This window comes from Bradyrhizobium sp. CFUWI, from assembly GCF_056429085.1.
Window position 1 is genome coordinate 1 of sequence record NZ_JBWJZE010000156.1, and the last position, 477, is coordinate 477.

Consider the following 477-nt stretch of genomic DNA (forward strand, 5'->3'; position numbering starts at 1 on the left):
GCGCGTGAAGTCATGAACAAGAGCGACAACGAGCGTTCTGTCGTGCTGTCCACAGCCATGTCGTTCCTCGGCCTGTACCGCGATCCCACGGTGGCCGAAGTCACCTCGCGCTGCGACTGGCGCATCGCTGACCTGATCGCGGCCGAGCATCCGGTGTCGCTGTACCTGGTGGTGCCGCCTTCGGACATCAGCCGCACCAAGCCGCTGATCCGCCTGATTCTCAATCAGATCGGGCGGAGGCTCACTGAATCGCTCGATGGCAGCGACGGCATTGAGCGCCGCCACAAGCTGCTGTTGATGCTCGACGAGTTCCCGGCCTTGGGACGTTTGGATTTCTTCGAGACGGCGCTGGCCTTCATGGCGGGCTATGGCATCCGCAGCTTTCTCATCGCGCAGTCGCTCAACCAGATCGACAAGGCGTATGGGCAGAACCATTCGATTCTGGACAACTGCCACGTGCGCGTGACGTTCGCCACG

General features: G+C 61.8%; 1 protein-coding gene. It reads left to right on the top strand.

Annotated elements, in window-relative coordinates:
* Nucleotides 1–477, top strand: a 477-nt coding sequence (locus AC066S_RS39180) for a type IV secretory system conjugative DNA transfer family protein (protein WP_478271957.1), incomplete at both ends; no start/stop codon positions are given.